The sequence below is a fragment of the Micromonospora xinjiangensis genome (genome assembly GCF_056150165.1).
In genome coordinates, this window is record NZ_JAXCFO010000003.1 from 457,324 (window position 1) to 482,983 (window position 25,660).

27 protein-coding genes are annotated in these 25,660 nt (G+C 74.4%); 15 read left to right on the plus strand and 12 right to left on the minus strand.

Annotated elements, in window-relative coordinates:
* Positions 1 to 83: 83 nt before the first annotated feature.
* Both SM573_RS14055 and SM573_RS14060 read left to right on the plus strand, forming a co-directional pair.
* Positions 84 to 386 (plus strand): hypothetical protein, encoded by a 303-nt coding sequence (locus SM573_RS14055; RefSeq protein ID WP_474616249.1) that lies wholly within the window; start codon positions 84 to 86, stop codon positions 384 to 386.
* A 90-nt stretch (positions 387 to 476) separates the two neighbouring features.
* Positions 477 to 1,559 (plus strand): NAD-dependent epimerase/dehydratase family protein, encoded by a 1,083-nt coding sequence (locus tag SM573_RS14060; protein WP_474612613.1) that lies wholly within the window; start codon positions 477 to 479, stop codon positions 1,557 to 1,559.
* 14 nt (positions 1,560 to 1,573) lie between these two features.
* Here the strand turns inward: SM573_RS14060 and SM573_RS14065 are convergent, their stop codons facing one another.
* From SM573_RS14065 to SM573_RS14075, 3 genes are read right to left on the minus strand one after another with little or no spacing between them, the layout of a single operon-like run.
* Positions 1,574 to 2,752 carry a hypothetical protein gene (locus SM573_RS14065; protein ID WP_474616250.1) on the minus strand — a complete coding sequence of 393 codons (1,179 nt, stop codon included), beginning with the start codon at positions 2,750 to 2,752 and terminating at the stop codon, positions 1,574 to 1,576.
* Positions 2,753 to 2,770: 18 nt separating this feature from the next.
* On the minus strand, positions 2,771 to 3,967 hold the full coding sequence (locus SM573_RS14070; protein ID WP_474616251.1) for a GNAT family N-acetyltransferase: 1,197 nt from the start codon (positions 3,965 to 3,967) through the stop codon (positions 2,771 to 2,773).
* Positions 3,967 to 4,689: a PP2C family protein-serine/threonine phosphatase gene (locus tag SM573_RS14075; RefSeq protein WP_474612616.1), complete on the minus strand. Its 723-nt coding sequence runs from the start codon at positions 4,687 to 4,689 to the stop codon at positions 3,967 to 3,969. Before SM573_RS14075 ends, SM573_RS14070 begins: the two co-directional genes overlap by 1 nt.
* Positions 4,690 to 4,751: 62 nt before the next feature.
* Here SM573_RS14075 and SM573_RS14080 point away from each other — a divergent pair, with 62 nt between their 5' ends.
* Entirely contained in the window at positions 4,752 to 5,831 is a 1,080-nt protein-coding gene (locus SM573_RS14080) for a response regulator transcription factor (protein WP_474612617.1), read from the plus strand.
* 72 nt (positions 5,832 to 5,903) lie between these two features.
* On the opposite strand, the gene SM573_RS14085 is transcribed toward SM573_RS14080, so the two are convergent.
* Entirely contained in the window at positions 5,904 to 6,461 is a 558-nt protein-coding gene (locus tag SM573_RS14085) for a helix-turn-helix domain-containing protein (protein WP_474612618.1), read from the minus strand.
* 57 nt (positions 6,462 to 6,518) lie between these two features.
* On the opposite strand from SM573_RS14085, the gene SM573_RS14090 reads away from it, so the two are divergent.
* Positions 6,519 to 7,841, plus strand: coding sequence for a benzoate/H(+) symporter BenE family transporter (locus tag SM573_RS14090; protein WP_474616252.1), 1,323 nt, complete (start codon positions 6,519 to 6,521; stop codon positions 7,839 to 7,841).
* A 436-nt stretch (positions 7,842 to 8,277) separates the two neighbouring features.
* Here SM573_RS14090 and SM573_RS14095 read toward each other — a convergent pair whose 3' ends face one another.
* From SM573_RS14095 to SM573_RS14110, 4 genes are all read right to left on the minus strand, one after another.
* On the minus strand, positions 8,278 to 8,646 hold the full coding sequence (locus SM573_RS14095) for a hypothetical protein (RefSeq protein ID WP_474612620.1): 369 nt from the start codon (positions 8,644 to 8,646) through the stop codon (positions 8,278 to 8,280).
* A 202-nt stretch (positions 8,647 to 8,848) separates the two neighbouring features.
* A complete protein-coding gene (locus SM573_RS14100; RefSeq protein WP_474612621.1) occupies positions 8,849 to 9,100 on the minus strand; it encodes a hypothetical protein in 252 nt (83 codons plus the stop codon).
* Between the two features lie 81 nt (positions 9,101 to 9,181).
* Entirely contained in the window at positions 9,182 to 9,640 is a 459-nt protein-coding gene (gene mscL, locus SM573_RS14105) for a large conductance mechanosensitive channel protein MscL (RefSeq protein ID WP_474616253.1), read from the minus strand.
* A gap of 39 nt (positions 9,641 to 9,679) precedes the next feature.
* A complete protein-coding gene (locus SM573_RS14110) occupies positions 9,680 to 10,360 on the minus strand; it encodes a FadR/GntR family transcriptional regulator (RefSeq protein WP_474612623.1) in 681 nt (226 codons plus the stop codon).
* 50 nt (positions 10,361 to 10,410) lie between these two features.
* Here SM573_RS14110 and SM573_RS14115 point away from each other — a divergent pair, with 50 nt between their 5' ends.
* Entirely contained in the window at positions 10,411 to 11,700 is a 1,290-nt protein-coding gene (locus SM573_RS14115; protein ID WP_474616254.1) for an MFS transporter, read from the plus strand.
* A 10-nt stretch (positions 11,701 to 11,710) separates the two neighbouring features.
* Here the strand turns inward: SM573_RS14115 and SM573_RS14120 are convergent, their stop codons facing one another.
* Positions 11,711 to 12,067: an STAS domain-containing protein gene (locus SM573_RS14120; RefSeq protein WP_120779018.1), complete on the minus strand. Its 357-nt coding sequence runs from the start codon at positions 12,065 to 12,067 to the stop codon at positions 11,711 to 11,713.
* A 166-nt stretch (positions 12,068 to 12,233) separates the two neighbouring features.
* Here SM573_RS14120 and SM573_RS14125 point away from each other — a divergent pair, with 166 nt between their 5' ends.
* The 6 genes from SM573_RS14125 to SM573_RS14150 are packed head-to-tail and all read left to right on the plus strand — an operon-like array spanning position 12,234 to position 17,831.
* Positions 12,234 to 13,094, plus strand: coding sequence for an STAS domain-containing protein (locus SM573_RS14125; protein ID WP_474612625.1), 861 nt, complete (start codon positions 12,234 to 12,236; stop codon positions 13,092 to 13,094).
* Positions 13,094 to 13,513, plus strand: a complete 420-nt coding sequence (locus tag SM573_RS14130; protein WP_474612626.1) for an STAS domain-containing protein — start codon at positions 13,094 to 13,096, stop codon at positions 13,511 to 13,513. Before SM573_RS14125 ends, SM573_RS14130 begins: the two co-directional genes overlap by 1 nt.
* Entirely contained in the window at positions 13,510 to 13,929 is a 420-nt protein-coding gene (locus SM573_RS14135; protein ID WP_474612627.1) for an ATP-binding protein, read from the plus strand. Before SM573_RS14130 ends, SM573_RS14135 begins: the two co-directional genes overlap by 4 nt.
* Positions 13,930 to 13,967: 38 nt before the next feature.
* A complete protein-coding gene (locus SM573_RS14140; RefSeq protein WP_474616362.1) occupies positions 13,968 to 14,936 on the plus strand; it encodes an ATP-binding SpoIIE family protein phosphatase in 969 nt (322 codons plus the stop codon).
* On the plus strand, positions 14,933 to 16,294 hold the full coding sequence (locus SM573_RS14145) for a sensor histidine kinase (protein WP_474612628.1): 1,362 nt from the start codon (positions 14,933 to 14,935) through the stop codon (positions 16,292 to 16,294). Before SM573_RS14140 ends, SM573_RS14145 begins: the two co-directional genes overlap by 4 nt.
* Before the next feature lies 1 nt (position 16,295).
* On the plus strand, positions 16,296 to 17,831 hold the full coding sequence (locus SM573_RS14150; protein WP_474612629.1) for a SpoIIE family protein phosphatase: 1,536 nt from the start codon (positions 16,296 to 16,298) through the stop codon (positions 17,829 to 17,831).
* Between the two features lie 36 nt (positions 17,832 to 17,867).
* On the opposite strand, the gene SM573_RS14155 is transcribed toward SM573_RS14150, so the two are convergent.
* Positions 17,868 to 18,719: a DUF6597 domain-containing transcriptional factor gene (locus tag SM573_RS14155; RefSeq protein ID WP_474616255.1), complete on the minus strand. Its 852-nt coding sequence runs from the start codon at positions 18,717 to 18,719 to the stop codon at positions 17,868 to 17,870.
* A 31-nt stretch (positions 18,720 to 18,750) separates the two neighbouring features.
* Here SM573_RS14155 and SM573_RS14160 point away from each other — a divergent pair, with 31 nt between their 5' ends.
* From SM573_RS14160 to SM573_RS14170, 3 genes are all read left to right on the plus strand, one after another.
* A complete protein-coding gene (locus SM573_RS14160) occupies positions 18,751 to 19,323 on the plus strand; it encodes a TIGR03086 family metal-binding protein (RefSeq protein WP_474616256.1) in 573 nt (190 codons plus the stop codon).
* 235 nt (positions 19,324 to 19,558) lie between these two features.
* Positions 19,559 to 19,987 carry a hypothetical protein gene (locus SM573_RS14165; RefSeq protein WP_474616257.1) on the plus strand — a complete coding sequence of 143 codons (429 nt, stop codon included), beginning with the start codon at positions 19,559 to 19,561 and terminating at the stop codon, positions 19,985 to 19,987.
* Positions 19,984 to 22,122, plus strand: a complete 2,139-nt coding sequence (locus tag SM573_RS14170; RefSeq protein WP_474616258.1) for a bifunctional polysaccharide deacetylase/glycosyltransferase family 2 protein — start codon at positions 19,984 to 19,986, stop codon at positions 22,120 to 22,122. Before SM573_RS14165 ends, SM573_RS14170 begins: the two co-directional genes overlap by 4 nt.
* 39 nt (positions 22,123 to 22,161) lie before the next feature.
* On the opposite strand, the gene SM573_RS14175 is transcribed toward SM573_RS14170, so the two are convergent.
* A complete protein-coding gene (locus SM573_RS14175) occupies positions 22,162 to 22,344 on the minus strand; it encodes a hypothetical protein (RefSeq protein ID WP_474612632.1) in 183 nt (60 codons plus the stop codon).
* A 121-nt stretch (positions 22,345 to 22,465) separates the two neighbouring features.
* On the opposite strand from SM573_RS14175, the gene SM573_RS14180 reads away from it, so the two are divergent.
* Positions 22,466 to 23,407 (plus strand): threonine ammonia-lyase, encoded by a 942-nt coding sequence (locus SM573_RS14180; protein ID WP_474616259.1) that lies wholly within the window; start codon positions 22,466 to 22,468, stop codon positions 23,405 to 23,407.
* Positions 23,408 to 23,482: 75 nt separating this feature from the next.
* On the opposite strand, the gene SM573_RS14185 is transcribed toward SM573_RS14180, so the two are convergent.
* Positions 23,483 to 25,579 carry a S9 family peptidase gene (locus tag SM573_RS14185; RefSeq protein ID WP_474616260.1) on the minus strand — a complete coding sequence of 699 codons (2,097 nt, stop codon included), beginning with the start codon at positions 25,577 to 25,579 and terminating at the stop codon, positions 23,483 to 23,485.
* Positions 25,580 to 25,660: the final 81 nt, after the last annotated feature.

Genomic DNA, 25,660 nt, shown 5'->3' on the forward strand with positions numbered 1-25,660 from the left:
GGACCGGCTTCCCCCGTGGCCGCCGGGGCGGGCCCCGTCCCACGGCCAGGCATGGACCGACCGGCCCGGGGAACTGGTCCGGCATGCGGGCGAGCAGCACACCGGCGGTCGCGGCCTCCGGCGAGGAGACCGGCCCCGACGGCGTACGGGAGCCCGGCGGCGAGGTGCACGCCTGGCTGCCCGGGCAGAACCAGACCGTGTGCGGGCTGCAACTGAGCCGCACCCGGCTGCGCCGCTTCCCGCACGTACGGTTCGACTACTCCTCGACCGACGTGCTCACCGAGGCCGACCCGGTCCGGTGGATCTGCCCGCGCTGCCTCGCCGCCACCCAGGGCCGGCGCCGCGACGAGAAGCACGGCTGGGTGCGGCACGCCCCGCGGCCCTGACCCGGATCACCCGACCGGCCCCCCTCGCACGCCACGCGCCCCGGACGCGGCGGCACGTATAGGGGCGGTCTGGGCGGGTACGGGCACGGCATGCGGATCGTGGTGGTCGGGGCGAGCGGCAACGCCGGAACGGCCCTGTTGCGCCGGCTGCGGCGCGAGCGGGGCGTGGAGCTGGCCGGGGTGGCCCGCCGGCTGCCCGGCCCGGACGCGGGGGAGCCGTACGACCAGGTGGAGTGGCACTCCTGCGACGTCGGCCTGCCGGGCGCGGCCGACCAGCTCGCCGAGGTCTTCGCCGGCGCCGGGGCGGTCGTGCACCTGGCCTGGCAGATCCAGCCCAGCCACGACCAGCGGGTCCTGCACCGCACCAACGTCGGCGGCAGCCGCGCCGTGATCGACGCGGTGGTCCGGGCCAAGGTGCCGGCCCTGGTGTACGCGTCGTCCGTCGGCACGTACGCGGCCGGCCCCAAGGACCACCCCGTGAGCGAGCGCTGGCCGGCGACCGGGGTGCCCGAGTCGTCGTACAGCCGGGACAAGGCCGAGGTGGAGGAGCTGCTCGACCGGGCCGAACGCGAACACCCGCAGCTGCGGGTGGTGCGGATGCGGCCCGGCCTGAACTTCCAGCGCGCCGCCGCCACCGAGATCAGCCGCTACTTCCTCGGGCCGCTGGTGCCCGTCCAACTCCTCCGCTACGGCCGGATCCCGCTCGTGCCCACCCACCCCCGGCTGCGGATGCAGGCCGTGCACACCGACGACGTCGCCGAGGCGTACGCCCGGGCGGTCCTGGGCGACGCGCGCGGCGCCTTCAACCTGGCCGCGGACCCGGTGCTGACCCCGGAGCTGGTGGCCCGGCACTTCCACGGCTGGACCGTGCCCGTCGCCGCCCCGCTGCTGCGCGTCGCGGCGAAACTCACCTGGTACGCGCGCCTGCAACCCGTCGACGCCGGATGGGTGCAGCTGGCGCTGAGCGTGCCGCTGCTGTCGAGTGAACGCGCCGAGACGGAGCTGGGCTGGCAGCCGAAGGTGGACGCCGTCACGGCGCTGCGGGAGCTGTTCGAGGGGATGGCCGCGCGCGCCCACACCGACAGCCCGCCCCTGTCCGGCGCCGCCGACCTCCCCGGCCGCCCCGCCGGCCTGCTCAAGGGCCGCCTCACCGGCCACCCCAACCCCTACTGACCACGACCGGGCGGTCAGCTCAGGCGGGAGCCGGGAGTGGACGGGTCACGGGCGCCGAGGAAGAAGATCCCCGGAAAGCCGCGCGTCTCGAACTGGCCGCTCGGGTTGCGGCGCAGCGTCGAATCCTCGATCGTCATCGTGCCCGTCCGGTCGTTGCTGACGAAGAAGATCGCTCCGCCGCCCTCGTTGGCCCGGTTCCCCTCGATCACCGTGCCCGCGATCCGGACGGTGAACGTGTTGCCGTCGCAGTAGATCGCCCCGCCGCTGCCGCCGCCCGGCGTGCCGGCCTTCGCCGGGTTGGCGCCCCTGCCGACCGCCGAGTTGCCGGTGAAGACACTGTTGAGCACCGTCCACGACACGCCGATGCTGCTCAACGCGCCGCCGTTCGCGCAGGAGCCGCTCTCGAAGGTGCTGTTCACCACGTACACCGGCCTGTTCTCGTACTGGCTCAGCACCCGCAGCGCGGCGCCACCCAGGTCGGGGCCGGTCCGGTCGCAGCGGTTGCCCACGAAGCGGGCGTTGACCACCTTCACCCGCCCACCCCGTACGAAGATCGCCCCACCGCCGCCCCCCTCGGCCTCCTCACCCGTCGAGTTGCCGTCGGCGAAGGTGATGTTCTGGACGGTGAGCTGCGGGTGGTCCTGGTTCTGGCAGTGCGAGGTCGTCCAGCCCTGCGCGGCGTCACACGTGTTCATGTAGAGGATCCGCCGCCGGCCCTGCCCGCTCAGGGTGACCTTGCCGCCGCCGTCCAGCACCACCTTCGGCCCGTTCGCGTTGCGCACCTTCGCCGTGGCGGCCATCCGGATCGTCACCGGCTCCGGCCCGCAGTCGAACGTGATGACACCGCCCGCCGCCACCGCCTTCACCACCGCGGCCGACGTGCAGCTCGCCGGGGTGCCGGTGCCGATCGTGCGGGTCGGCCGGGAGGTGTCGACCGCCCGCGCCTCGGCGGGCACCGGCGCGTCACCCTTCGGGTTGCCGGCCCGCAGCGTCACCGGCCGGCGGGACGGCGACGGGCTCGCACCCGGGCCACCGAGCCCGGCCCGGGCCGTCGGTGCCGGCTGGTCCGCCCCGCTGGGCAGCGCCGACGCGGACGCGGGTGCGGAGGCCGCCGTGCCCGGCTCGGACGAGCCGCAGCCGGGCAGGGCGACGAGGCAGGCGGCGAGGAGCACGAGGGCAGGCTTGGCGCGCACCCCCGCATGCTAGGCGCCCTAGAAGTCCGCGAAGAGGTACGGCACCCGCCGCGGGAAGATCCGCCGCAGCTCGGCCGCCGCGTCCGCCGGCACCTCCCCGAGCCCGCGCAGCTGCACCTCCACCGGGTCCAGCACCCCGTACGCCAGCGCGGACAGCCCCGCCGCCGTGAGGGTGGCCGCCGGCACCGGTGCGGCGGTCGCGCCGTCCAGCAGCTCCAGCGAGCCGGTCGTGCCGTCGAGCAGGTGCGCCCCCGCCAGCCAGCGGTCACCGGTCAGCTCGACCCGTACGCGCCCCGGACCGGCGGGCAGCCCCGCCAGCGCGTCCAGCGTGAGCAGGCGGGCCATCGGCGCCGACGCGCCCGGCCGGGCCACCCGCGCCTCGACGTGCACGGCCAGGTCGGTGAGCCACAGCTCGGGCAGCTCGTCGGCGGCCAGCTGGACGCTCACCCGCTCCACCTGGTCGACGTGCCGGGCGAAGAACTGCAACAGCAGCGCCCGGGCGTGCGGGTCGGTGACCAGCAGGTCGTCGGCGGCCAGCTCGCCGCCGTGGTCGTCGATCCGGTACGTCACCGCGCCGGTCACCACCCCGTCGACCCGGGCGGTGAGCAGCCACCGCTCGTCCCGGTCGCGCAGCCCGACGTCCCGGTAGTCGGGGAAGATCGCGAACCCGTGCCGCTCGCGCAGGCAGCGCTCGGTGAACCCGCGCCAGGCCGGGTAGCCGGCGCCGATGCGCTCCCAGCGCACCTCCCCGGGCAGCTCGGCGCGGAGCAGCGCGTGCAGGTCGGCGGGGGAGAAGGTGGCCGTCCGCGGCTTCGGTAGCCCCACGTAGCCGAACCGCTCGTAGAAGCTGGGCCGGAACGGGTAGAGCGCGGTCAGCGGGTGCCCCTCGTCGCGCATCTCGTCGAGGAGCTGGTGCAGCAGCGTCCGGACGTACCCCTGCCGGCGGGCCAGCGGATGGCTGGACACCCCGGCCACGCCGGCCATCGGCAGCACCCGGCCCCGCAGGTTCTGCTGCATCGGGATGGCCGTGGCGGCGGCGAGGGCTTCACCGTCCTCCTCGACGATCAGGGTGCGGTTGCCCTCGTGGTACGGCAGGTAGCCGCGGAACTCCTCGGCCCGGCGCGCGCTGCGCGGCGACGCCTCGAAGGCGTACGCACCCAGCGCGAAGCTCGTCGTCAGGCGCTCCTCCGAGCTGACCCGGCGGACGGTCGCCATCAGGCGACCAGGGTGACGTCGGAGACCACCACGGTCACGTTGTCCGGGGCGCCGGCCTGGTGGGCGAGCTTCACGAGCTGCTCGCCGCAGAGCTGACGATCGCCGTACGCGCCGAGCGCCACCGCGATCGCCTCGTCCTCCACGTAGTCGGAGAGCCCGTCGCTGCACAACAGCAGCCGGTCGCCCGCGCGGACGGTGAGGGTGCCGATCGTCGGCTGGCTGTCACCGCCCTGCACCGCCCGGGTCACCAGGGACCGCTGCGGGTGGTGCCGGGCCTGCTCGGCGGAGAGCGCCCCCTGGTCGACCAGCGCCTGCACGAACGTGTCGTCCCGGGTGAGCTGCATCAGCTTGTTGTCGCGCAGCAGGTAGCAGCGTGAGTCACCGACCTGGGCCAGCACCAGCGTCTCGCCGGCCAGCAGCGCGGCGGTCAGCGTCGTACCCATGCCGTCGCGGGCCGGGTCGACGGTGATGGCGGCGTGGATGCGCTGGTTGGCGGTGCTCACCACGGCCCGCAGCGCGTCCGCGGCGGCCTCCGGCTCGGTCGGCGGCACCAGCTCGTCCAGGATCCGGATGACGATCTCGCTCGCCACCTCCCCCGCGGGCAGGCCGCCCATGCCGTCCGCGACGGCGACGAGCCGGTCACCGGCGAGGGCGGAGTCCTCGTTGTTGGTCCGGACCAGACCGATGTCGTTGAGGATGGCCGAGCGGAGGATCAGCGTCATGACCTTAGCTTGCCAAGAAGACCCCACCCGCGTCTCTACGCACTACTGCGTAGGGTTGGAGAATGATGCCGGTGTCCATGGTCGGGCGCGCCCCTGAGCTGGCGGAGCTCGACCGGGCGTGGTCCACCGTGGTGAGCGGTCGGCGGGCGGCGCCGAGCGTCGTGGTGATCAGCGGCGGCGCCGGCGTGGGCAAGAGCCTGCTGGTCTCCGCCGCCCTGGACGCCTTCACGCCGCGCCCGGCGGTGGTCCTCTCCGGCACGGCCCGGGTGCACAGCCCCGCTCCCTACGACTGGCTCGCCGCGGTGCTCAGCGATCGGGACACCAGCCACCTCGACCTGCCGCCCGACGCGCTGGCCTGGTTGGCCCAGCACCCCACCGCGCCGCGCGAGCGGTACGCGCCGGGTGCCCTGCTGCGCCTCGCCGTGCGGACGGTCCGCCTCCTGGTCGGCGGCGGCCCCGCCGTGCTCGTGGTGGAGGACCTGCACGCGCTCGACCCGGCGAGCCTCAATCTGGTCGGCGAGCTGGCCACCGCCGCCGAGCTGCCCGTCCTGCTGGTGGTGGCCACCCGCCCCGCCGAGGAGGCGCTGGCGCCGGACCTCGCGGTCCGCGCGCTGTCCCGGCTCTGCGGCGTACGCGGCGCGGTCCGCCAGCACCTCGGGCCGCTGCGGCCGGCCGAGGTCGCCGAGGTGCTGACCCAGGTGTACGCCGGGTCGCGCCCTTCGGGCCGCCTCGTGACCGCCGTCTGGCGGCGTACGGGCGGCAACCCGTTCGCGCTCACCGAGCTGCTCGCCGCGCACACCGGCCAACCGCCGGAGGCACTGGTGCGGCCGGTGCCGGCGCCTCCCGGTGCGCGCCTGCCGGCCCGTGCCACGGCGTCCCGTCGTCCCTCCCGCGCACCCCGCCCGGCGGGCCCGCCGAACACCGACGAGGCGGAGCTGACCGCCCGGGAGATCGAGGTGCTCGGCTGCCTCGTCGCGGGGATGTCGAACAAGCAGGTCGCGAAGGCGCTCGGCATCTCGGTGCGTACGGTCACCGTGCACGTGTCCAACCTGCTGCGGAAGACCGGGGCGGCGTCCCGGACCGAGGTCGCGCTCTGGGCCGTGCAGCAGCGGCTCCCCGTGCCCGCCCCCGTCGAGGGCTGACACGGCTGCGTCCGGCCGCGCGGGGTGTGTTCGCCGGGCGGTGCGCCGTGTGCGGGTGGTTGATGGGGTCGGTCAGCGACGCGGGTAGCGCAGCAGCAGGCTGGCGGTCACCTCCTCGTCGCCGACCGCCGCGTAGCTGTGCGGCACGTCGGAGACCCAGCGCAGGTAACCGCCGGCCGCGGCGGTGAGCGGCGCGTCCACCGGGCCGGCGCGCAGCACTCCCGAGAAGACCGTGACGTGCTCGGTGACGCCGGGCTGGTGAGCCGGTGAGAGCTGCCCCGGACCGGGACTGACCCGCATCCGGTACAGCTCGTAGGTCGCGTCGGAGTCGGTGAACACCTCGAGCACGGTGGCGCGCACCGCGGCACCGCGCACGGTGGGCGACGCGGCCGGCTCGGCGAGCACGGCGGTCAGCGGCACGCCGAGGTGGGCGGTGACGGCGTAGAGCGTCTCCAGCGTCGGGTTGCGGGTGCCGTTCTCCAGGCCGGAGAGGGTCGCCTTGCCGACGTTCGCGAGCCGGGCCAGGGCGGAGAGCGAGATGCCCCGCTCCTCGCGCAGCGCGCGGACGCGGGCGCCGATCACGCTCGGGTCGGCGTCGAGGGGGCGGCGGCCTGGTGATGGCTGGGACACCCCGCTATGGTGCTACAGACCATCGTTCCGTAAACGGAACACCTCGGGAGGCTCGGCATGGCGGGACGGCTCCAACCGGTGCTGGCGGGTGTGGTGACCGCGCTCGTCGGCTTCGCCAGTTCGTTCACGGTGGTGCTGGCCGGCCTGCGGGCGGTCGGCGCCGACCCGACGCAGGCGGCCTCCGGGCTGCTCGCGCTCTGCGTGGCGTCGGGCCTCGCCGCCGCCTGGCTGGGGTTGCGGTACCGGCTGCCGATGAGCGTCGCCTGGTCGACCCCGGGGGCGGCGCTGCTGGTGGCGACGGGGCCGGTGCCGGGAGGCTGGCCCGCGGCCGTGGGCGCGTTCCTCGTCTCCGGGCTGCTGATCGTGGCGGCCGGTCTGGTCCCGCCGCTGGGGCGGGCGGTGGCGGCCATCCCGAAGCCGGTCGCCGGCGCGATGCTCGCGGGTGTGCTGCTGCCGCTCTGCGTCGCGCCGGTGCGCGCCCTGGTCGAGGTGCCCCGGCTGGCCGGGCCGGTGGTGGTCGCCTGGCTGCTGCTGTACCGGTTCGCCCGCGCGTGGGCGGTGCCCGGTGCGCTGGTGGTCGCGGTGGTGGCGCTCGCGTCGACCTCCGCCGGCGCCGGGCTCGGGACGGTGGGGCTGCGTCCGGTGTTCGAGCTGACGCCGCCGAGCTGGAACGCGTCGGTCCTGATCGGACTCGCGCTGCCCCTCTTCCTGGTCACCATGGCCGCGCAGAACGTGCCCGGGATGGCGGTGCTCGTCGGCTACGGCTACCGGCCGCCGTTCACCGCGGCGCTGCGGGCCACCGGCATGGCCGGCCTGCTGGCCGCCCCGGCGGGTGGGCACGCGGTGAACCTCGCCGCGATCACCGCGGCGCTGGCCGCCGGCCCGGACGCCCACCCCGATCCGGAGCGCCGGTGGATCGCCTCGGTGACCGCCGGGGCGGGGCTCGCCCTGCTCGGGCTGGGCGCCGGAGCGGCCACCGCGCTGGTGGCGATCGCGCCGCCGGTGCTGATCGAGGCGGTCGCCGGGCTCGCGTTGCTCGGCGCGCTGGCCACGGCGCTCAGCTCGGCGGTGGCCGAGCCCGAGGGCCGTGAGGCCGCCGTGGTCACGTTCGTGGTCACCGCCTCCGGCGTCACCCTGGTGGGCGTGGGCGGCGCCTTCTGGGGCCTGGTCGCCGGCTGCCTGATGCTGCTGCTCCTGCGCCAGCGCCGGCGCGGCACACCCGCCCCGACGCCGGACTCGGGGCCTCTGGGCGCGTCAGCGCGCGAGCCGGGGCGTGAGCCGGAGCCCGAGCCGGAACCCGAGCCGGCGCGCGAGCCGGAACCCGGGCCGGCGCGCGAGCCTGGGCGTGAGCCGGCCGCAGTCCGGCACCCGGCGCGGTGAAGAGGCCGGGGCCCAGGCGCCGCGCTGCGCCGGCATCCGCGCCGGTCTGGGATGGTGCTGTGGGCCCTGTCGAGCTGCCCCAGATCTGGGGCGGGCTGATCCGCCGACCTGCGGTGCCGGGCGGGCGTGCGGGTCGCCCGGCGGCCTGTCCCGCGAGTCGGCCTGTCCCGCGAGTCGCAGCGCCCCATTTCTGGGGCAGCTCGACAGCCTCCGCGCCAGGGCTGTGGCGCCGCTTTCTGAGGGCCAGGTCGACGGCCTCTGCGACAGGGTGTGGCGCCGCCCTTTGCGGGCCAGGTCGGTCGACGGTCTCCGCGACACGGGTGCGGTGCCGCTCCTACTCCTCCGAGGGCAGGTCGGCGGCATCCGGGACAGGGGTGTGGCGCCGCCCTTTGAGTGCCAGGTCGACGGCCTCCGCGACACGGGTGCGGCGCCGCTCCTACTCCTCCGAGGGCAGGTCGGCGGCGGGCACGTCGAGGCGTACCCGGCCGTCGGTGACGGTGGCGATCCAGTCGGCGGGCACGTAGACCGCGCCGGTGGCGGTGAGCTCCGTGCTGACCTTCAGGTAGCCGGAGTGGAGCAGGCGGGCCGCCAGGTCGGCCGGGACGTCCGGCTCCTCGACGGCGGTCGACTCGATCAGCTCGTCCAGGCTGCTGCCCGGATCGGCGTTGGGCGCCTCGACCGTGACGGCGTTCGGGTCACCCCGCTGGACGAGATCCACCGTGCCGACCTCGATGCCGTCGGCGTCGAACACCGGCATCCCCGTGGTGATCCGCGAAATGGTCTGCTGGCCGCCCTGGTGACTCATTCCGTCGCGGTTCCCGGGGCGGCGCGCCGCTAAACGCCTCCCGCCCCGGACCACCCGTCCAGCGGGCGCCCGCCGCACGGTCACTCGTCCGGCGGGCGCCCGCCGCACGGTCACTCGCCCAGCGGGCGCCGCGCGCACGGCCACTCTCCCAGCGGGCGCCCGCGGCACGGTCACTCGCCGGGCGGGGGCGCCAGGCGCATGGTCACTCGCCCGACGGGCGCCAGGCGCTCGGCGGTCGCGGCGACAGCTCGCGCCAGCGCTCCGTGCCCTCGAGCAGCGCCCGGACCGTGTCCTCGGCCTCGTCGACACTGTCGTACTCGTAGAAACGGGAGATTCCCTCGGCGCCACCGGCCCGCTGCTCGACGTGCCACCGGTCGCCGTCCACGCGGAGGAACACGTCCCGCCGCGCAAGCCGCCCCCATTTCCCGTTCCACCAGTGCTTCCGCTGCTCCATGCGCGGACTCTATCGAACACACGTACGAGAATGTGCGGCCCCTGCGGGATTCCCACAGGGGCCGATGTGCCGGTGCCGGGTTCAGCGCGCGGTGGGCGGTTCGTTCCGGCCGAGCACGTCGTTGAGCGCGCCGCGCTGCTGCGCCGGCGTCCGGTGACCCGCCGCCACGAGCGCGTCGCGGATCTCGGTGAGCAGCTTGACCTCCTCGCTGGGCGCCGCTGGCGGCGGCTCCTCGCCCCGGCGCCGCCGCTCGGCCAGCTTGTTCATCGGGTAGACGACGAGGAAGTAGAGGACCGCAGCAGTCAGCAGGAACGTGATCAGGGCGTTGAGGAACTGCCCCCACTCGATGTAGTTCTGCGTGCCCAGCTTCACCCGGGCGCCGGGGCCCGCCGGGCTTGCGCCGACCAGCTTGATCAGCGGCTGGAGGAACGAGTTCGTGAAAGCGGTGACCACGCCCGTGAACGCGGCACCGATGACGACGCCGACCGCCAGGTCGACGACGTTGCCGCGCATGATGAAGTCTTTGAAGCCCTTGAGCATTCGCACTCCCGTGCTGTCCGGTTTTCCGTCCGGGACAACCTATGCCCCGGGCTGGAGCTCCAGAAAAGCCCCGGCCTCGCGGGCCGCCCGCTCCGGATCACCTGCCCGGATCGCGTCCACGAGTCGGGAGTGGTCGATGTAGCGCTCCGGCGCCATCCCCTCCGTCGCCTGCGCGAGGGCGCTGCGCATCGCGGTGCCCACCGAGGCGTACAGCTCGGCGAGCATCGCGTTGTGCGCCGCCGCCACGATCGTCGTGTGGAGCGCCGCGTCGGCCTCCACGAACTCCTCGGACCGGCCACCCCGCCACGCCGCCTCGCGGTCGGCGAGCGCGCCGTCGAGGGCCGTCAGGTCCGCGGGCGTACGCCTCAACGCGGCGAGCCGGGCCGCCTCCACCTCGAAGGCGCGGCGCACCTCGATCACCTCGGCCATGCGGTCGTCGGTGAGCCGGCGGGCCACCACGGGGGCGAGCTCGTCGGTGGAGATCACGTACGTCCCGGAGCCCTGCCGGCACTCCAGCACCCCGGCGTGCTGCAGCGCCCGGACCGCCTCCCGGACCGTGTTGCGGCCGACGCCGAGCGCCGCGACCAGTTGCGGCTCGGTGGGGATCCGGCTGCCGACCGGCCACTCACCCGCGAGGATCCGCCCCCTGAGCTGGGTGATCGTCTCCCGGATCCGCTGCCCGCGCGGGGGCACGGCCGGGGAATCTGCTGACCGTGGCACTGGTTACAACACCGGTCCAGAATTCATCCCATGATTGTAGGTTCGAGGGCATGACTCCGCCACCGACGGGCACCGCTGGCCCGACCCTCGCTCCCGCCGCCAGCCCGGCGATCGGCCCCGGCGAGGCTCCGGCCGCCCCGACCCGCCCGGTCGCCGGCGCCGCCCTGGTGCTGGTCGGGATGCTGCTCGTGGCGCTCAACCTGCGCGCCGCGATCACCAGCCTCGGCGCCCTGCTCGACGAGGTCCGCGACGGCATGGGGCTCTCCGGGGCGATGGCCGGCGTCGTCACCACCCTGCCCGCCGTCGCCTTCGGCGTCTTCGGCGCGCTCACCCCCCGGCTGGTCCGGCGACACCCGCCCGCCCGGCTCCTCGTCGCCGCGATGGGCCTGCTCGCCGCCGGGCAACTGGTCCGGGTCGGCACCGCCTCCACGGCGGTCTTCCTCATCGGCAGCGCCCTCGCCCTGGCCGGGGTCGCGGTGGCGAACGTGCTGCTGCCGCTGCTCGTGAAGCAGTACTTCCCGCACCGGATCGGGCTGGTCACCGGCGCGTACTCGATGACGCTCACCACCGGTGCGGCGACCGCCGCCGCGACGACCGTGCCGATCGCCCACCTGCTCGGCTCCTGGCGGGCCGGGCTCGCCGTCTGGGCCGGGCTGGCCGCGCTGGCCGTACTCCCGTGGCTGCCGCTGGCACTGCGGGACCGCGCGGCCCGGCGGGCCGCCACCACGACTGCGGCGGCGACCGGAGCCGCCGGGGCGCGGATCCGTCCGGGGCGCACGCGGCTCGGCTGGGCCATGGCGATCTACTTCGGCACCCAGTCGCTGAGCGCGTACGCGATCATGGGCTGGCTGGCCCAGCTCTTCCGCGACGCCGGCTTCCACCCGCAGGAGGCCGGGCTGCTGCTCGCCGGTGTGACCGCCCTGGGCGTGCCGATCGCGCTGCTCATGCCGACCTTCGCCGCCCGGCTGCGCTCGCTACAGCCGCTCGTGCTGACGCTCTCCGCCGCGATGGCGATCGCCTACCTCGGGGTGGCACTGGCGCCGCACCGTGGGGCCGTGCTGTGGGTGGTGCTGCTCGCCATCGGGCAGAGCGCGTTCCCGCTCGCGCTGGCGGTCATCGGGCTGCGGGCCCGCACGACGGAGGGGACGGTGGCGCTCTCCGCGTTCACCCAGAGCACCGGCTACCTGATCGCGGCCATCGGGCCGCTGCTGGTCGGCGTGCTCTACCAGGCGACCGGTGGCTGGACGGTGCCGATCGGCTTCCTGGCGGTCGCGCTCGCCGCGCAGACGGCCTCGGGCATGGTGATCGCTCGTCCCCGCCACATCGAGGACGAGCAGTGATCGGAGACGGTCAGGAGGAGGCGGGAGTCGGGTCGCCGGCGACCGCCTGCTCGACCGTCGGGTACGTCTGGAGCACCTCGACCAGGCCGCTGACCTCGAGGATCCGCAGGACACCCCGCTGCGGCGCGGCCAGCCGCACCACGCCACCCGCCTCGTCGCAGCTGTTCTTGGCCCGTACGAACACCGACAGCCCGGTGGAGTCGCAGAACGAGACCTCCGCCAGGTCGAACACCAGGCGGCTGCGCCCCTTGTCGAGCAGGTCGGTGATCTGGTCCTGGAGCTGCGGTGCGGTCGCCATGTCCAGCTCGCCCGCGACCGACACGACGACCATGTCGCCGCGTTGTTCCGTGTGCACCGTCAAGGACATTCGCCAGACCTCCTGTTATCGGTGGAACGGTATCCCACGATCCGGCTCGTACGCAGAACGGGAGCGGTCATCCGGTGGTCCTCGTCATTTCCGTTGCTCCGTGGCAAGTAGTTGACGGGTACCCGGTGATAGAGTCCGCCCCGTCCAGGTCGAGGGGGGTTCGGAGATGGCGTTGAGCGCCGAGGAGAGCGGCCGGTTCGCGGCCCTGCTGAGCGATCACGCCGAGCAGGTCACGAAGCGCTGGACCGAGGCCGTCGCGGCGTCCCTGCGTGGCCGCCTGAGCCAGGCCGAGCTGCGGCGTCAGCTCCAGGAACTGCACCGGGCCCTGGTCACCGCGGGCGAGCAGGGCGCCATCGACTTCGAGGCCGAGCACGCCGCCGAGCTGCGCGCGGTGCTCGCCGAGCTGTCCCGCGGCCGTGCCCGCCAGGGCTTCTCCGCCACCGAGACGGCGATCAGCGTCTTCGCCCTCAAGGACGTGCTCCTGGAGCTGCTGGAGAAGCAGGGTGGGGAGGGCACCCTCCGCGACTACGTCGCGTTCTCCGGCCTGGTCGACCAGATGGGCCTGTTCACCTTCGAGAGCTACGTCCGCACCCGCGAGAGCCTGATCGCCGACCAGGCCGAGCAGCTGTTGGAGCTCTCCACGCCGGTGGTCAAGCTCTGGGAGGGCGTCGTCGCCGTGCCGCTGGTCGGCACCCTCGACTCGGCGCGGGCCCAGGTGGTGATGGAGCGGCTGCTCCAGACGCTGGTCGACACCAGCTCCCCGTACGCGATCATCGACATCACCGGCGTGCCGGCGGTGGACACCCAGGTCGCCCAGCACATCCTGAAGACCGTGGTGGCCGCCCGGCTGATGGGCGCCGACTGCATCATCTCCGGCATCCGACCGCAGATCGCGCAGACCATCGTGGCGCTCGGCATCGAGTTCGGCGACATCGCCACCAAGGCGAGCCTCGCGGACGCGCTGCGTCACGTGCTGCGTCTCTCGGGTGTCGAGACGACGCGGCGCCAGTCGCGCCGGGAGTCCTGATGGAACGCGTGCCGATCCTCAAGATCGGCGACATCCTGCTGGTCTCGATCCAGGTCGACATGTCCGACCAGACGGCGCTCCAGCTCCAGGAGGACCTGGCCGAGCGGATCGTGGCGACCGGCAGCCACGGCGTGATCATCGACATCACGGCGCTCGACATCGTCGACTCGTTCGTCGGGCGGATGCTCTCGACCATCGCCTCGATCTCCAAGGTGCTCGACGCCGAGACCGTCGTGGTCGGCATGCGCCCGGCCGTGGCCATCACCCTGGTCGAGCTGGGCCTGTCGCTCAACGGCATCCGGACCGCGCTGAACGTGGAGCGGGGCATGGAGCTGATCGCCGCCGCGCGGGCCGACGATCGTGAAGCGGACGGCGAGTCCGACGACGAGGGCGACGCCGAGACGACGGCGTCACCATGACCGCCAGCATCGACCTGGGCCAACCGCAGGCGCAGGCGATCCGCAGCGACGAGGACGTCGTGCGCGTCCGGCAGCTGGTGCGTACGGTGGCGGTGGCCGCGAAGCTGTCGCTGGTCGACCAGACGAAGCTGGTCACCGCGGCCAGTGAGCTGGCCCGCAACACCCTGGTCTACGGCGGGGGCGGCCTCGTCGAGGTGGCGACCGTGGACAACGGGCTCCGCCGGGGGGTGCGGATCGTCTTCGCCGACTCCGGCCCGGGGATCGCCGATCTCGACCTGGCGCTCACCGACGGCTACACCACCGGTGGCGGCCTCGGGTTGGGGTTGAGCGGCGCCCGCCGGCTGGTCGACGAGTTCGACATCGACACCGGACCGGGCAAGGGCACCCGGGTTACGGTCACCAAGTGGGCCCGGTGAATGAGGACCGCGTGGCCGACCGTGGCGTCTGGTTCCGGATGGAGGCTGGAAGCACGGGCAGCGTCGTACGCCGGGCCGCCGAGCGACTCGGCGACCAGCTGGAGCTGGGCGAGGCGCGCCGGGCGGACCTGGCCATCGTCGTCGCCGAGCTGACCAGCAACCTCGCGAAGCACGCCGAGGACGGGGTGCTGCTGCTCCGCCCGGTGCGCCGCGAGCGCGAGGCGGGCGTGGAGCTGGTGGCCGTCGACTCGGGGCCGGGGATGGCCGACCTGTCTGTCTCCTCCCGGGACGGGCACTCCACCGTCGGCACCCTGGGCATCGGCCTCGGCGCGATCGTCCGGCAGGCCAGCTGGTTCGACGGGTACTCGCTGCCGGGCCGGGGCACGGTCCTCGCCGTGCAGGTCTGGCCGTCGGAGGCGGCGGAGGAGCCGTGGGTCGGCGGGCTGACCCGTCCGTTGAGCGGCGAGGCGGTCAGCGGCGACGGGTACGCCGTCCGGGTGGCGGAGGGCCGCCGGCAGGTGCTGGTCAGCGACGGCCTGGGGCACGGCCCGCTGGCCTCCGCCGCCAGCGACGCGGCGATCACCGCGTTCCACGCCGCGCCGGCCGCGTCACCGTCGACGGTGGTCGAGCACCTGCACCGCGCCATGTCGCACACCCGGGGTGCCGCTCTCGCGGTGGCGGAGCTGGACCCGCGGGCCGGCGTGCTGCGGTACGCGGGCCTGGGCAACATCGCCGCGCAGGTGGTCACCCCACACGGGCGGCGCCGGGGACTGGTGTCGCTGCCGGGGATCGCCGGGCACCAGCGCCCGACGGTACGCGAGTACGACTACCCCTTCGAGCCGGGCGACCTGCTCGTGATGCACAGCGACGGTGTGGTGGACCGGTGGCAGTTCGACGACTATCCGGGCCTGGCCGAGCGCTCCCCGCTGGTGGTGGCCGCGACGGTGCTGCGGGACGCCGGCACCCGGCGTGACGACGCCTGCGTGCTGGTGGCGAGGGCGGTATGACCACCGTGCCCGACCGCTCGCCGCTGCTCCGGATGGCGCTGCGGGTCGAGCACGACATCTTCGTGGTGCGCCAGCGGGGCCGGGAGGTCGCCGCCGCGGTGGGCCTGGAGCACCAGGACCAGGTGCGGCTCGCCACGGCGCTCAGCGAGGTGGCCCGGGACCTGCTGCGCCTGGTCGCCGGCGCGGACGTCGCCTTCCACGTCGACAGCGGCGCCGACGGCCGCTTCCACCTGCGGGTGGACCTCGTCCCGGTCCGGCCGCTGCCGGACGGGCGGTACGAGCCGGAGTCCGGCGCGGTGGCGCGGCTCGTCGACAGGCTGGGTGTGGCCGGTGCCGGGCGGGATACGGTCGTGAGGATGTCCCGACGCGTCCCGGTCACCGCGCAGGCGCTGACCCCGGAGCGTCTCGCCGAGCTCCGTGCCGAGCTGGGCGAGAGCGCCCCGGGCAGCGCCCTGGACGAGTTGGCGGCACAGAACCAGCAGCTGATCGCCGCCCTCGACGAGGTGCGCAGCCAGCGCGACGAGCTGGCCGTGCTGAACGCGGAGCTCCAGGAGACCAACCGGGGAGTGCTGGCGCTCTACGGGCAGCTGTCGGAGGAGTTGGAGGAGACCAACCGCGGCGTCGTGGCGCTCTACGCCGAGTTGGACGAGAAGTCGGCCCAGTTGCGGGCGGCCAGCGAGTCGAAGAGCCGCTTCCTGGCGAATGTCAGCCACGAGCTGCGGGCCCCCGTGACGGCGATCATCGGGCTCGGTCGGCTGCTCGCCGACTCCTCGTCCGATCCGCTCACCGCCGAGCAGGCCGAGCAGGTGGAACTGATCCGCTCCTCCGCGGCGGACCTGCTCAACCTGGTGAACGAGCTGCTCGACCTGGCGAAGGCCGAGTCGGGCCGGATCGAGCCGAAGTGGGCGGAGGTGGACCTCCGGCCGATCTTCGGGCAGCTGCGGGGCACCCTGCGCGCGCTGGCCACCCGCCCGGGTGTGGAGCTCGTGGTGGAGGAGCCGCCGAGCCCGGCCACCGTACGCACCGACGAGGTGCTGCTCGGCCAGGTGCTGCGCAACCTGCTGCACAACGGGCTGAAGTTCACCGAGCAGGGGCAGGTGCGGCTGCGCGCGCAGCGGCGGGACGGCCACTGGGCGCTGACCGTCACGGACACCGGCCCGGGCATCGCGCCCGAGCTGCACGAGCGGATCTTCGAGGAGTTCTACCAGGTGCCGGGGACGACCCGGGTGGGCGGCACGGGCCTCGGCCTGCCGTACGCGCGGCGGGTGGTGACGCTGCTCGGCGGGAACCTGGAGCTGAGCAGCGAGCCGGGCCGCGGCAGCACCTTCACCGTCGTCCTGCCGGTGGACGGGGCCTGAGGTGGCCGCCCAGCCGACCGTGCTGGTGGTGGACGACAGTCGCACCAAGCGGTACCTGCTGGTCAGCTGGCTGACCCGGGCCGGGTTCCAGGTGGTCGAGGCGGAGAGCGGCGCCGAGGCGCTGGCCCGGGTCGACAGGGACCCGATCGAGCTGGTGGTGCTCGACGTCCGGTTGCCCGACATGAGCGGCTTCGAGGTCTGCGAACGGATCAAGGACGCGCACCCGGCCATGCCGGTGATCCACGTGTCGGCGCACGCGGTGGACGTGACGGACCGGGCACAGGGGCTCACCCGGGGCGCGGACGCCTACCTGGCGGAGCCGATCGAGCCGGACGAGCTGGTGGCGACCGTGCACGCGGTGCTGCGTTACTACCAGGCTCGGCAGCGGGCGGAGCTGCTCGCCGAGCGGTTGCTCGCGCTCGCCGACACCACGGTCGCGGTGCACGCCGCGTCGACGTTCACCGGGATGCTCCAGGCGGCGGTGGCCGGCGCGGCGCGGATCTTCAAGAGCCCGGCCGCGCTGGTGGCGGAGACCTCCGAGGGCGACTGCCTCGCCGGGATCTCCGCCGGCCCCGGCGCGGAGGCCACAGTCGTGCCGTGGCGGCTCGACGAGACGGTGGTGCCGATCGGCACGACGGTCCAGGTCACCGACCCGTCCGCGTGGGCGCTGCTGGACTGGCCGGCCGACGACACGGTGACGGTGGCCGCGACCCGGCTGCGCGAGGACCGGCCGCCGCTCTACGTCGTGGTGCCGACCAGCACCCAGACCGCGCGTACGCCGGTGCTGGTGCAGCTCGCGCAGGCGGTGGCGGCGGCCGTGGAGGCGCAGCGCTCGTTCGACGAGGAGCACCGCATCGCCGTCACCCTCCAGCGGAGCCTGCTGCCGCGCCGCATCCCGGAGATCAACGGGTTGGACCTCGCGGTGCGCTACGAGCCGGCGAGCGCCCGCACCGAGGTCGGGGGGGACTTCTACGAGCTGGTGATGCTCGACGGGCACCTGCTGCTGGCGGTGGGTGACGTGGCGGGCCACTCGCTGCACGCGGCGACGGTGATGGCCGAGCTCCGGCACGCCGTGCGGGCGTACGCGGTGGAGGGGCACCAGCCGGGCGCGATCGTGCACCGGGTGAACGAGCTGATGCGGACGCTGCTCCCGAACGAGCTGGCGACCCTCTGCGTGCTGCTGCTGCACCCCCAGTCGGGTCGGGTCCGGCTGGCCAGCGCGGGCCACCTGCCGCCGCTGCTCAGCCTGGACGGCAAGGTCGAGTTCATCCAGCACGCGGCGCCGCTGCTCGGGGTACGGGCCGACCGCCCGGAGGATCTGGAGTTCGTGCTGCCCGCCGGGGCGACCCTGGTCTTCTACACCGACGGCCTGATCGAGCGGCGGGACGCCACCATCGACGACGGGCTGAGCGCGCTGGCCGCCGCCGCCGTGCAGGTCGACGACAACCTGGACCGGTTCTGCGAGCGCCTGCTGGTGGAGCTCGCGCCCCCGGAGATCAACGACGACGTCGCGGTGGTCGCGCTGCGGCGCCGCTGAGCGGCACGGGCCGCTCGGGTCGCCGCGGGGCGGTGCTCAGCGGGCGGCGGGGACCGCCGGGCTCGTCGTCGGCCGGGTCAGCGAGCGGGCGTACGCGGTGGGAGTGGTGCCGGTGACGGCCGAGAACTCCCGGATCAGGTGCGCCTGGTCGCTGTAGCCGAGGTCGGCGGCGAGCCGGGGCCAGTCCGGTGGCGACCCTCCGGCGGCCTGCTCGATGACCTCCTGGATCCGGTAGGTGCGGATCACCCACTTCGGCCCGACGCCGACCCGTTCCAGGAAGAGGCGTTGCAGCCGGCGAGTCGAGACGCCGTGCCGCCGGGCGAACTCCTCCACCCGCAGCACCGTGCGGTCGGCGCGGATCTCCTCGACCAGCCGGATCATCTCGTCGGTCACCGGGTCCGCCTGCGGTTTCCAGCCGGTGAGCAGGTCGTCGAGGGCGCGGCAGCGTTCGGCGTCCGTACCCTCGCAGGCGCCGCCGGTGTGGTCACGGGCCGGCGGCCAGCGGTCGGCGAGGTCGGCGAGCGGCAGGCGCCGGCCGGTCAGCTCGGCGACCGACCGCCGCCAGAACGGACGGAACCCGGCCGGACGGAACTGGACGCCGCTGACCCGGCCGGACCCGGTGAGGACGATCGAGAAGAGTTCCTGGCCCACACCGGCCACCTCGCCGGTCTCCGGGCCGTCGCCGTCACGCCGGAAGACGACGTTCACCGCCGGGTGCGGCACGACGTGCTGCTCGAAGGGCTCGCGGAGATCCCAGTCGACGAGCCAGTAGTGCTCGACCCACGGACGCAGCGCCGGGACCGGCAGGTGCCGCCGGAACCGGACCTGGCGGCGCAGCCGGCCGGGATCCAGAATGCCCCGACTGTCGGCGCGTGGTCGCTGTCGCATTTTTTCAAGACCCCCCTCTTAGGCTGGGCCCATGGCTACTCAGACTAGCGATCTGTTGGCGGCCGCGGCGGCACCGACGGTCGCGGTGGTGCGTGGCATCGGCGACGACCAGCTCCACCTGACCACGCCGTGCCAGGACTACGCGGTCCGCGATCTGCTCAACCACCTCTTCCAGGTAGTGGTCAACTTCCAGGACCTGGCCGGGAAACGGTCGGTGGAGTGGGCGGAGAAGCCCGACTTCCTCACCGACGGCTGGCGGGACCGGTTCGAGGAGGAGACCGGCCGGCTGATCGTGGCCTGGTCCGACCCGGCCAGCCTGGAGGGCGTCTCGCCGGGCATGGGGATGCCGCAGACCGTCGTGGGCGGGATGGCCCTGCTGGACCTGACGGTGCACGGCTGGGACCTCGCCGTGGCCACCGGCCAGCCGTACACTCCGGCGCCCGAGGCGACCGCCGCCCTGCACGACCTCGCCGAACAGCTCGGCCCGACGGCTCGGAAGATGGGCGTCTTCGCCGAGCCGGTGCCGACCGGGCCCACCGTGCCCGACCTGGACCGGCTGCTCGGCCTCACCGGCCGCGACCCCGCCTGGTCGGCCACCCGCTGACCTCCGTCCCACCGGGCCCGTCGGCCGCCGTTGCCGGCGCGGTCGGCGGGCCCTGCCGTGCCCCCGCCGTGCCGGTCGGGGCACGGCGCCCGGTGAGCGTCGGAACGGAGCAGCTTAGGGCGGGGTGAACGGTGTAACGCGGCCGGCGGCCGGTGCGCTGTGAGCCTCGGGGGCCCGGACGGGTCTCCGCCGAGGACCCTGTGGGCCCTGGTACGCCAGCGTGGGAGTTCACCAGATGCATCACCAGCCGGGCGCGTCACCGCCGGTGTTCGTCGACCGGACCGGTCGCCGGCGACGCCTGACGGTGGTCGCGGGCACCGCCATGGGGTTGGGCCTGCTCACCAGCATCGGGCTGATCCTCGCCGGCCTCTTCTTCGAAGCGCCCGTTCCGGTGCCCGGTTGGCCGGACTCCCGGCCGGCGCAGCCGGTGGAGGCGGGGCTGGACGGTCGGCACGACCTCGGCAGCTCGCCCTCCACGGCTCCCACCCCGGTCACCCGCGGCACCACGACCGCCCCGACGCCGTCGTCGGTGAGCCCCACCGCGTCCCGTACGGCCCCCGCCAGCCCCTCGACGGCCCAGCCGGCCCGGACCGACCATCCGGGGCAGGGCGACGAGCGACGCTCCACGCCGAAGCCGAGCAGGTCCCCGGGCAAGCCGAGGTGACGCCCGCCCGTCACGTCGCCCGGCGTGAGCCCCGGGCACACTGGCTCCTCCTCCTGCTGGGCCTGGTGCTGCTGCTCGCCACGCTCACCGCGCACGGACTGGTGACCGGGATCGGCGGTGGCTCCGGCCCGGCCGCCGGCGCCACGGGCGGCGCGCACCCTGCCGCCGCCCCGAAGCAGGTCACGGCCGGCGGGCCGGTGCTCCGGCTGGACGGGGGCGAACCGGTCAGCCGGGCCATGCCGGCGCGGACGATCGCGCTCACCTTCGACGACGGGCCGGACCCGCGGTGGACGCCGCAGGTGCTCGACGTGCTGCGCCGGCACCGCGCCCACGCCACGTTCTTCGTGGTGGGCGCCCGGGTCAACGAGCACCCCGAGCTGGTGCGGCGGATCCTCGCCGAAGGGCACGAGATCGGCTCCCACACGTTCACGCACACCGATCTCGCCGCCGTGCCCGCCTGGCGGCGCGACCTGGAGCTGTCGTTGACCCGCAAGGCCGTTGCCGCGGCGACCGGGCGCGAGGTCACCCTGCTGCGCCCGCCGTTCTCGTCCCTGCCGTCCGCGCTGAACGGGCCCGAGTACGACGCGCTGCGCGCCGCCGCCGGCACCGGCCACGTCGCCGTGCTCGCCGACCTCGACACCCGCGACTGGCAGCGCCCCGGTGTCGCCCCGATCGTCGAGGCGGCCACCCCGCGCGCCGGCCGCGGCGCGGTGGTGCTGCTGCACGACGGCGGCGGCGACCGTGAGCAGACCGTCGCCGCCCTGGACCGGCTGCTGCCGGACCTGACAGCGCAGGGGTACCGGTTCACCACCGTGTCGGCGGGGATCGGCGCCCCGGAGTCGACCGTCCCGGCCAGCACCGGCACCCGCCTCAGCGGCCTCGCCCTGCGCTGGTCCCAGCTCGGTGCGGGCTGGGTGGCCGGCGGCATGAATCTCCTGCTCGGCATCGCGCTGGTGCTCGGCGTGGCGCGGCTGGCGGTCCAGGTGGTCTGCGCCCAGCGGCACGTCCGTCGGGTACGTCGGCGTACCCGGCACCGTCCCGAGGTCCGCACGCCGGTCTCCGTGATCGTGCCGGCGTACAACGAGGCCGCGAACATCGCCGCGACGGTCCGGTCGTTGGTGAACAGCGACTACCCGGCGCTGGAGGTGATCGTCGTGGACGACGGGTCCACCGACGGCACCGCCGAGATCGTGGAGCGGATGCGGCTTCGCGGGGTACGGGTCATCCGCCAGCCGAACGCGGGCAAGCCGGCGGCGTTGAACACCGGTATCCGCGCCGCCCGGGCCGAGCTGCTGGTGCTCGTCGACGGGGACACCGTGTTCCAGCCGGACACCGTCCACCGGCTGGTGCAGGGCTTCGGCGACGCGTCGGTCGGCGCCATCTCCGGCAACACCCGGGTCGCGAACCGCCGGCGGCTGCTCGGGCGCTGGCAGCACCTGGAGTACGTGATCGGCTTCAACCTCGACCGCCGCATGTACGACGTGCTGGAGTGCATGCCGACGATCCCCGGCGCGATCGGCGCGTTCCGCCGCCAGGTGCTGCTCGGCGTGGGTGGGGTGCCGGGGGACACCCTCGCCGAGGACACCGACCTCACGATGATGGTGCTCCGGGCCGGCTGGCGGGTGGTGTACGAGGAGGCGGCGATCGCCTGGACCGAGGCGCCCTCGACGCTGCGGCAGCTCTGGCGGCAGCGCTACCGCTGGTGCTACGGCACCATGCAGGCGATGTGGAAGCACCGCCACGCGCTGCGGGAACCGGGTGCGGGCGGAAAACTGGGGCGGCGCGGCCTGCCGTACCTCACGGTGTTCCAGATCCTGCTGCCGCTCACCGCGCCGGCGGTCGACGTGTTCGCGCTCTACGGCCTGCTCTTCCTGCCCTGGTCGGCGCTCGCGCTCGCCTGGTGTGGGCTGCTGCTGCTCCAGGCGTTGACGGCCGGCTACGCGCTGCGGCTGGACGGGGAACGTCTGGGCCCGCTCTGGGCGCTGCCGTTGCAGCAAGTGGTCTACCGCCAGGTGATGTATCTGGTGGTCGTCCAGTCGGTGGTCACCGCGGTCATCGGCAACCGGCTGCGCTGGCACCGGATGACCCGTACCGGCGAGGCGGCGGCCCTGGTCGCCGCCGGCCGCCCGGTCTGAGGTCGGCCCGGCCCGGTCGTCGTCGGCATACCGGCCGCGTCAGGCCGGCGGGTGGAAGAGGCCCGCGGACCAGGCGATGAGCAGGCCGACCACCGCCGAGCAGCAGCAGACCAGCAGGGCGGCGACCACCACGGCGAGGACGACCAGCGCGGGGCGGCGTCGGGGCGCGTCGTCGCCCGGCCGGTCCTCCCCGGCGTCCGGCTCCTCGTCGGCCTCGCTCACCCCGGCAGTGTAGGGGCCGGGCGGCCGGGGCACGCCGGCGACGGATGGGTGCGGCCCGGCAGCCCGACGGTCGCGCGTTCGGGGGGCGACGCCCCGGACCCTCCGGGGGCAGCATGGTGCCATGGAGCTGATCTCGATCGAGGACGTCCGGGCCGCCGCCGACGACATCGCCGGCACGGTGATCCGTACGCCGCTGCTGCCGACGTCGTGGGACGCGCGGCTGTGGCTCAAGCCGGAGAGTCTGCAACCCGTCGGGTCGTTCAAGCTGCGCGGCGCGACCCACGCCGTGGCGCGACTCGATCCGGAGGTCCGCGCCCGCGGCGTGGTCACCCACTCGTCGGGCAACCACGGGCAGGCGCTGGCGTACGCGGCCCGTGCGTTCGGCGTGCCGTGCACGGTGGTGGTGCCGGAGGGCGCACCGGCGGTCAAGGTCGACCGGATCCGTTCCCACGGCGCCGAGGTGGTGCTCGTCCGACCGGAGCGGCGGCTCGTCGAGGCCGAGCGGATCGCGGCGGGAAGCGGGGCGACGCTGGTGCCGCCGTTCGACCACCCGCGCGTCATCGCCGGGCAGGGCACCGTCGGGCTGGAGATCGTCGACGACCTGCCCGAGGTGGCGGTCGTGCTGGTGCCGGTGGGTGGCGGAGGGCTCTCCTCCGGGGTGGCCACGGCCGTGAAGGCCCTGCGACCGTCCGCCGCGGTGATCGGCGTGGAGCCCGTGCTCGCCGCCGACGCCCGGGACTCCCTCGCCGCGGGTGAGGTGGTGGTCTGGGACGTGGAGCGGACCTACCGGACGAGCGCCGACGGCCTGCGTACGCACCTGTCCGAGCTGACCCTCGCGCACCTGCGGAAGCGGCTCGACGGCATCGTGACGGTGACCGAGGAGGAGATCGCCCACGCGATGGGCCGGCTGGCCCGCGACGCCCGGCTGGTGGTCGAGCCGAGCGGCGCGGTGGCCGTGGCGGCCCGGCTGTTCCGGGGCGACGAGCTGCCCGAGGGGCCGACGGTCGCCGTGCTCAGCGGCGGCAACGTGGCGCCGTCCGTGCTGGCCGGCGTGCTGGCCTGAGCAGCGCCGGGTGGGGGAGGCCCCGCGCCGCCGGACGGGGAACGCGTGCGGCGGCGATGGGGGCCTCCCTCGGCCTCAGGCCCGGCCCAGGCGGTCCAGGATCCAGGCGTTGATGAACGCCTCCTCCCGCCAGGCGTCGTACCGGCCGCTCGGCCCGCCGTGGCCGGCGCCCATCTCGGTCTTCAGCAGGTAGTCGCCGTCGGGCGCGGTCGCCCGCAGCCGCGCGATCCACTTCGCCGGCTCGTGGTAGAGCACCCGCGTGTCGTTGAGGCTGGTCACCGCGAGGATCGCCGGGTAGTCGGCGGCGGTCACGTTCTCGTACGGGGTGTACGACTTCATGTACGCGTACACCTCGGGGTCGTCGAGCGGATTGCCCCACTCCTCCCACTCGGTCACGGTCAGCGGGAGCGACGGGTCGAGGATGGAGGACAGCGCGTCCACGAACGGCACCTGCGCCACGATCCCGGCGAAGGCGTCCGGGGCGATGTTCGCCACCGCGCCCATGAGGAGGCCACCGGCCGACGCGCCCCGCGCCACCAACCGGTCGCTCGCCGTCCAGCCGGCCTTGACCAGGTGCCGGGCGCAGGCCACGAAGTCGGTGAAGGTGTTCTTCTTGGCCAGCAGCTTGCCCTGCTCGTACCAGCGCCGGCCCAGCTCACCGCCGCCGCGGGTGTGCGCCACCGCGAAGATCACGCCCCGGTCCAGCAGCGAGAGCCGGGCCACCGAGAACCACGGGTCCATGCTGGCCTCGTACGAGCCGTAGCCGTAGAGCTCGCAGGGCGCGGAGCCGTCCTGCGGGGTGCCCTTGCGGAAGACCAGTGAGATCGGCACGCGGGTGCCGTCGTCGGCGAGCGCCCAGTCGCGCTGCTGATCGTACGCCTCCGGGTCGTACGGCCGCCCGTCCGGCCCGGGCAGCACCGGCTTCTGCTTCCGCAGCACCATCTGCCGCGTCACCAGGTCGTAGTCGTAGACGGAGTCCGGGGTGACCAGCGACGAGTAGCGCAGGCGGATCCGCCCGGTCCGGTACTCCGGGTTGGCGTCCAGCCCCACGCTGTAGAGCGGCTCCGGGAAGTCGATGTCGTACGGGTCGCCGCCGCCGATCGGCAGCACCCGCAGCCCGGTCAGCCCGTTGGTGCGCAGCGACACGACCAGGTGGTCGGCGAACGCGTCCACCGCCTCCAGCCGGGTGCCCGGGGAGTGGTCGATGAGCGGCACCCAGTCGCCCGGCGCGTCGGCCGAGGTGTACGCGAGCGCGAAGTCCTCCGCGCCGTCGTTGTGCAGGATCAGGAAGCGGTGGCCGTGGTGCTCCACCGTGTACTCGACGCCCTGCCGGCGGGGCGCGATCACGGCCGGCTCCCCGGTCGGGTTGCCGGCCGGGATCACCTGGACCTCGCTGGTGACCTTGCTGTGGATGTCGATGACGACGAACTTCTCCGAGCGGGTCAGCTCGACGCCGACCCAGAACCGCTCGTCGTCCTCCTGGTGCACCACGACGTCGTCGCCGGCCGGCGTGCCGATGGTGTGTCGCCACACCCGGTAGGGCCGCCAGGCCTCGTCGACGGTGACGTAGAAGAGCACGGACGCGTCGGCGGACCAGGCGGTGCCGTAGAACGTGCCGGGCACCTCGTCGGGGAGCAACTCCCCGGTGGTGAGGTCCTTGACCCGCAGGGTGAACCGCTCGTCGCCGGAGAAGTCGGTGGAGTACGCGAGCCAGCGCCCGTCGGGGCTCACGTCGAACGCGCCGAGGGAGAAGAAGTCGTGCCCCTCGGCGAGCTGGTTGCCGTCGAGCAGCACCTCCTCCCCGTCGAGCGGGGCGCCGTCCACGCTGACCGGCGGCTCGGTCTCGCCGTCGCGTACGGCCCGCCGGCAGTGCACGCCGTACTGCTGCCCCTCGACCGTGCGCGTGTAGTACCAGTGGCCGCCCTTGCGGGTGGGCACCGACAGGTCGGTCTCCCGGGTGCGGCGGCGGGTCTCCTCGAACAGCCGCTCCCGCAGCTCGGCCAGGTGCGCGGTGCGCGCCTCGGTGTACTCGTTCTCGGCGGTCAGGTAGGCGATCGTGTCCGGGTCGTCCTTGGTGGCCAGCCAGGCGTACTCGTCGACGACGGTGTCGCCGTGGTGCGTGCGCTCGGCGGGCACCCGCTTGGCGACGGGCGGGGAAGTCTCGGTGGTCACGGCGCCACGTTACCGGCCCTGCGGTTGCGCGTTCCGGATGCGGAGGCAATCGGTGCTCGCCCGACCGGTCGTGCCGCCTCG